This is a genomic window from Brachybacterium sp. HMSC06H03, assembly GCF_001807385.1.
GTDB lineage: Bacteria > Actinomycetota > Actinomycetes > Actinomycetales > Dermabacteraceae > Brachybacterium > Brachybacterium conglomeratum.
Genome location: NZ_KV788853.1, coordinates 1 through 2,382 on the forward strand (window position 1 = coordinate 1; position 2,382 = coordinate 2,382).

The following is a 2,382-nucleotide window of genomic DNA, read 5'->3' on the forward strand; positions in this document are numbered from 1 at the left end:
CCTCTCCGCCTGCGCGACCTCCGGCGCTCCGGGCGCCGACGCGGGCGGCTCCGACGGCGGCTCCGCCGGGGCCGCGGAGACCAGCCCCGAGAACCCCTTCGGCGTCGCCGGCGGCGAGCTGAAGGCCTTCGTCTTCGACGGCGGCGGCGGGGTGCCCTACCTGGACCTCACCGAGCAGCTGCTCGAGGAGAAGCACCCCGAGCTCGAAGCCGACATCGTGCGCACAGAGGACCTCAGCACCCTCCAGCCCCAGTTCGTGAACGGCACTCCCCCGGATCTCTTCCAGAACTCCGGTGCCGGCGCCCTGGACATCACCTCGCTGACCGCGAACGGCCAGCTCGCCTCGCTCGAGGACCTCATGGCCGCGCCCAGCTGGGACGACCCCGAGATCACCGTGGAGGAGTCCCTGAACCCGGGCGTGCGCGAGGCGGGCACCGTCGACGGCACCCTCGTCGGGCTGAACACCGTCCAGTACGCCTGGGCGCTCTGGCACGACGCCGCCCTCCTCGAGGAGAAGGGCTGGGCGGCGCCGACCACCTGGGACGAGCTGATGTCGCTCTGCGCCGAGATCAAGGCCGACGGGATCTTCCCGTTCGCCTTCACCGGCCAGCACGCGAACTATCCCGACGAAGGCATCCTCCAGCCCCTGGTCGCGAAGATCGGCGGGCAGGAGGGCTGGAAGAACATCGACAATCTCGAGGACGGCGCCTGGCAGCAGGACGCCGTACGCGAGGCCGCCGAGGCGCTGCTCCAGCTGCGCACCGACGAGCTGATCCTCCCCGGCGTCGCCCAGATGACCCACGTCCAGTCGCAGACCGCGTGGCTGAACCACGAGGCGGTGTTCATCCCCGTCGGCGCCTGGCTCGAGAACGAGATGAAGTCCGCGATCCCCGAGGGCTTCCGCATGACCGCCGCGGCGCTGCCCTCCCCGGACCCGGCCCTCGCCGATCTCACCCCGAACAACCCGGGCGCCGGCTGGTTCGTGCCCGAGGGCGCCGCGAACAAGCCCGCCGCCCTCGAGCTGCTGCGCGCGCTGCTGTCGAAGGAGTCGGCGCGGAACTACGCGGAGCTGTCCAACAGCGTGACCATGGTCGCCGGCGCGCACGACGACCAGCAGCTCAGCGACCCGTTCACGACGCTCACCGAGATGATCGAGCGCTCCAACGCGGTCGAGCCCTGGCAGGTCGTGAAGTACCCGACCTGGTACCCGGCGATGGCGGAGGAGACCCGCGCCGCGCTGATCGCGCTGCTGCTGGACGACCTCGATGTCGACGGCTTCCTCACCCGCTGCCAGAAGGCGGCGGACCAGGTCGCCGGTGACGACGCGATCGCGAAGCAGACCCGCTGATGCATCTGCGCGGCAGGTGGTGGCTGATCCTCACCTTCATCACGCCCGGTCTGGTCCTGTACTCGGTGTTCGTCCTGTCGAGCTTCGCGCAGGGGGTGCAGATCTCGTTCACGAACTGGACGGGCTTTACCCCCACGCTCGAGTACGTCGGGCTGGACAACTACGTGCGGATGGCGAGGGACGGGGCGTGGTGGAGGGCGGTGTCGCACAACGCGGTGCTGCTGGTGATCATCCCGGTGGTCACCCTCGGGCTCGCGCTGCTGCTCGCCACGCTGATCACCCGCGGCGGCTCGGGCACGCTCCGGGCCGTCCGCGGGGCGGGCGCCTACCGGGTGCTGTTCTTCTTCCCGCAGGTGGTGCCGGTGGTGATCATCGGCATCATGTTCAGCTACATCTACGCCTCCCGCGGCGGGCTGCTGGACGGCCTGCTGCGCCTGGTGGGCACCGACATCCTCGCGGTCGTGCCGAACGGCCCGCTCGGGAACCCGCGCACGATCCTGCTCGCGATCGCGCTGGCGGCGGTGTGGTCCTCGGTCGGCTTCTACATGGTCCTGTTCCTCTCGGCGATGAGCGGGGTGCCGCAGGAGCTGTACGAGGCGGCGTCGCTGGACGGGGCGGGTAGGCTGCGCAGCTTCGCGCACGTGACCCTGCCGCTGATCTGGTCCCACGCCCAGACCGCGCTGATCTATCTGGCGATCGGCACCCTGGACTCGTACGCGCTGGTCGCCGTGATGTCGATGACCGGTACGGCGGCGGACTCGGGGGCCGACGTCATGTCGACCTACCTCTACCGCACCGCGTTCTCCTTCAACTCCCAGTTCGGCTACGCCTCGGCGATGGGCACCGTGATGATGCTCGCCTCCGTGGCGCTGGCCCTGGTCACTTTCCGCCTCACCAAGCGCGAGGAGCTCGAGTACTGATGGCCCCCTCCCCCGCGACCTCCTCGTCCACACCGGCGCAGCCTCGCGCCGAGGTCAGCTCCGCGCCGGCGAGCCCCGCGCTCGACGACCGGCCGGCGGGCGAGCCCGCCGGGC

The 2,382-nt window shown here is 70.6% G+C and carries 2 protein-coding genes; both read left to right on the forward strand.

Annotated features, from left to right (window positions below; translation table 11 throughout):
- On the forward strand, nt 1-1,348 hold a 1,348-nt coding region (gene ngcE, locus HMPREF3159_RS11100; protein ID WP_070501083.1), incomplete at its 5' end, for an N-acetylglucosamine/diacetylchitobiose ABC transporter substrate-binding protein.
- Nucleotides 1,348-2,268, forward strand: coding sequence for a carbohydrate ABC transporter permease (locus HMPREF3159_RS11105; protein ID WP_083305923.1), 921 nt, complete (start codon nt 1,348-1,350; stop codon nt 2,266-2,268). The genes ngcE and HMPREF3159_RS11105, both read left to right, overlap by 1 nt.
- The last annotated feature ends 114 nt before the right edge of the window (nt 2,269-2,382 follow it).